The organism is Kitasatospora purpeofusca (assembly GCF_034043715.1).
Taxonomy (GTDB): Bacteria; Actinomycetota; Actinomycetes; order Streptomycetales; family Streptomycetaceae; genus Kitasatospora; species Kitasatospora purpeofusca_A.
Genome location: NZ_JAXCLC010000151.1, coordinates 1 through 2,857, shown reverse-complemented (window position 1 = coordinate 2,857; position 2,857 = coordinate 1). Strand labels below are relative to the sequence as shown.

At 69.8% G+C, this 2,857-nt stretch carries 3 protein-coding genes and 1 pseudogene; all 4 read right to left on the bottom strand.

Annotated features, from left to right (window positions below; all coding sequences use genetic code 11):
* Positions 1–255, bottom strand: a pseudogene (locus SM793_RS36250) (hypothetical protein); the annotation flags it as partial.
* 9 nt (positions 256–264) lie between these two features.
* On the bottom strand, positions 265–939 hold the full coding sequence (locus SM793_RS36245; protein WP_320443398.1) for a phosphoglycerate mutase family protein: 675 nt from the start codon (positions 937–939) through the stop codon (positions 265–267).
* A 13-nt stretch (positions 940–952) separates the two neighbouring features.
* Positions 953–1,948: a hypothetical protein gene (locus tag SM793_RS36240; protein ID WP_320443397.1), complete on the bottom strand. Its 996-nt coding sequence runs from the start codon at positions 1,946–1,948 to the stop codon at positions 953–955.
* A gap of 34 nt (positions 1,949–1,982) precedes the next feature.
* On the bottom strand, positions 1,983–2,857 hold an 875-nt coding region (locus tag SM793_RS36235), incomplete at its 5' end, for a phosphotransferase (RefSeq protein ID WP_320443396.1).

Below are 2,857 nucleotides of genomic sequence, written 5' to 3'. Positions count from 1 at the left end.
CGGGGCCTGTCCAGCCGGGTACTTGCCGGCTATCAGGTCGGCCTCGAACCGCCGGCGGGGGATCTTCGGGCCGTCGGCCTGGCGGTGGCGGAGGTCTCCGGCGAGGGTGACGGTGTTCCACAGGTGGGGTGCGGGCGGTAGGCCGAGGATGGCGTTGAGGGCGGCGGCGAGGCGGATGCCCACCGCCTTGCCGGGGCGCGTGTCGAAGGTGAAGGGTCCGTTCTGGACGGGCCCGTTGAGGAACAGGTGTCGCACGGGCTCCTCCTAGGCAGGCGGGGTGGTGGTTCCCGTCCGGGTGAAGCGGCCGTCGTGCAGCTCGTAGTGGAGGATCGCGGCGTTGGGCATCTTGCCCTTCCGCTCCTCGGCGAGGATCTCGGGCAGGCTGCGGAGTTCGAGCAGGGATCGCAGCGCCACCGCGGCGGTCTGGTGGGTGAAGGCGACGACGGCGCGGGACTCCTGTAGTTCGGCCTGGGCGAGGGCGGCGAACTCGGCGGCCCGGTTGAGCACGCCCTCGGCGAGTGACTCGCCGCCGCCCGGCGCGGTCCAGAGGTGCTTGCGCAGACGCCGGTCCTCGGCGAGTGCGGGGTAGCTGTCGTAGAGCTCGCGTTTGGTCATGTAGGTGGCGTCGCCGTAGTGCTGTTCATCCAGGAGTGTCGTCTGCTGCGGCCAGCCGTCGGGGAGGGCGGGCAGGGCGATCGCCGCGGTGTCGATCGCCCTGCGGTAGGTCGAGGTGTAGGCGTGCGGCGCGGGGCCCGCGAGTTGCGGGAGGACCTCGGCCAGCCACTGGGCCTGCCGGAAGCCGCGCGGCGTGAGGCCGACGATGGTGCGGGAGATGGCGTGGGCGGCGGTTCCGTTGTAGGGGCGGGGGCCCTGGTAGAAGCCGTTGTACTTGTCGGCGTTCTCGACGGACTCGGCATGCCGGACGACGAGCAGGGTCATGGTTCGACGGGTCCTATTCGGCGAGGTTGGCGACGTAGGAGCCGCCGACGGCCCAGGGGGTGAGTTCGATGCCGAAGCCGCCGCGTTCTCCGTCCTGGGTGTGGACGAGCTTGCCGGCCAGGTGCACGGTGTCACCGGTGCGGAACGCTCCGGTGTAGGCGCCGAGGTACGAGCGCATGTGGGTGATCCGGCGGGCGAAGGAGTCGGCCTCGTCGATGGTCGAGCTGAGGATGGTCCTGACCTTGATCCCGTAGACGGCGGGGGTGGTGAGGCCCTCGGTGTGGTCGGTGATTCTGGCGAGGAGGGAGATCTCGCCGATCTCCTTGGAGGAGATCCGGGCGAAGGTCCTGTCGCGGTCGGAGCGGAGGGGTTCGCAGTTGATGTGCGCGCCGGCGCCTGCGGTGAGCCCTTGGAGCTTGCGGCGCTCCTGCTTGATGAGGGCGTCGAAGGAGCTGCCCTCCAGGTACTTGGCCCGGCGGATGTACAGCCGGGTGAGGTCGTCCCCGTCGTACGGCCGGATCAGGTCGGCCTGCTGGAACAGCTCCTGGGCGGCCCGGTAGCCCTCCGGTCCGTAGCAGACGAGGTCGATGTCGGAGCGCTGGTTGAAGCAGCCGACGAGGAAGGAGCCGGTGACGCCGATCAGGCCCTTGGCGTCGTTCGCGGTGATCCACTGGGTGATCGCCAGGAGGTCCTTGCCGGCCGGGTTGTCGGCGACCGCGCCGGGGTCCTCGTGGATGGCGGCGAGGGCCTGGCGGCAGGAGTAGTGGACGGCCAGGTCCTCGCGTGGGATGCCGGTGATGACGCAGCCGAGGGTGTCGGAGTAGACGTAGCACTCCGGTCGGCCGGCCAGGATGCCGAAGGACTTCGACACGACGCTGTTCTGCCGGTAGGTCCGGCCGAACAGCCGCCGGTCGCCCTTCTCGTCGGGGTGGTACTTGACGTAGCCGAGGTAGTGGCTGCCGGGGTGGCTGTCACCGATGACCTTGAAGACGACTCCGTGGTGGTCCATCAGGTAGTCGCGGTCGCGAACGGTGGGGACCGGCCTACCGGTGTTCAGCGGCGAACCGTTCCAGAGTGGGAAAGGCGCCGGTGTCGATCGTGCCGGTCGACTCATACTGATCGAGTCCCATCGTGAAGAGGGCGCGCCGGTACTGCCACTTGAGGTGCTTGTCGTGCCGCGCGGGGTCGGTGGGCCGCATGAGGGCGAGGAAGAAGAAGCACTTGGCGAGCAGGAAGTCGCCGAGGTGCTCGCTCAGCCGCTGCCCGACCAGGGACGCCGTGGTCTCGTCGAGCGCTGCTGTGTAGGCGGCGCGCTGTTCCGGGGTGATGCCGTAGCCCTTGCCGCCGCCCTTGAAGGCCACGATGTCGAGCGCGGGGTAGACGTCGTAGCCGAGCGGAATCGGTCCGTGGTGCTGCCAGTCGATGACTCCGGCCCGCAGGACGTTGGGCAGGCCGTAGTCGAGATGCCCGGGCACCATGGGGAGCCGGACCAGTCGGTCCAGGGCGTGCTTGACCGCCTCATGGACGCGCGGGGTGTCGAAGTCCGGGTTCTCCTCGAAGACCTCGGCCGCGAAGGCCGCCTTCTCGAACCACGGCGCGGCGGGAAGAGGGTGCCTCACCTGGGCCCGCAGGAGCTTCGACGCGACGGCAGCCGCCGTACTGATCACCTGGTCGCTGACCTGACCGTCCCGCCCGGCGTCGGCCAACGCCTCCTCGTGCAACGAGGTCTCGCCGATCGCGCGCTCGACAACGAAGTACCGCCCGCCCTCCGAGCCACTGCCGACGATCTCCGGCACCGGATAGCCCAGGCCGGCGGCCAACTGCTGGAACTCGGCCTCCAAGCGGAGATCCGCGCCACCGGTCCGCTTGTAGAGCAGGCCGTCGGCGGACCGCCACACCGCGCCGTCGGTGGCGGTTC

Bases quoted from the DNA above. Each gene is read 5' to 3' on its own strand.
- SM793_RS36240 (WP_320443397.1), bottom strand. From the start codon at position 1,948: ATGGACCACCACGGAGTCGTCTTCAAGGTCATCGGTGACAGCCACCCC.
- SM793_RS36245 (WP_320443398.1), bottom strand. From the start codon at position 939: ATGACCCTGCTCGTCGTCCGGCATGCCGAGTCCGTCGAGAACGCCGAC.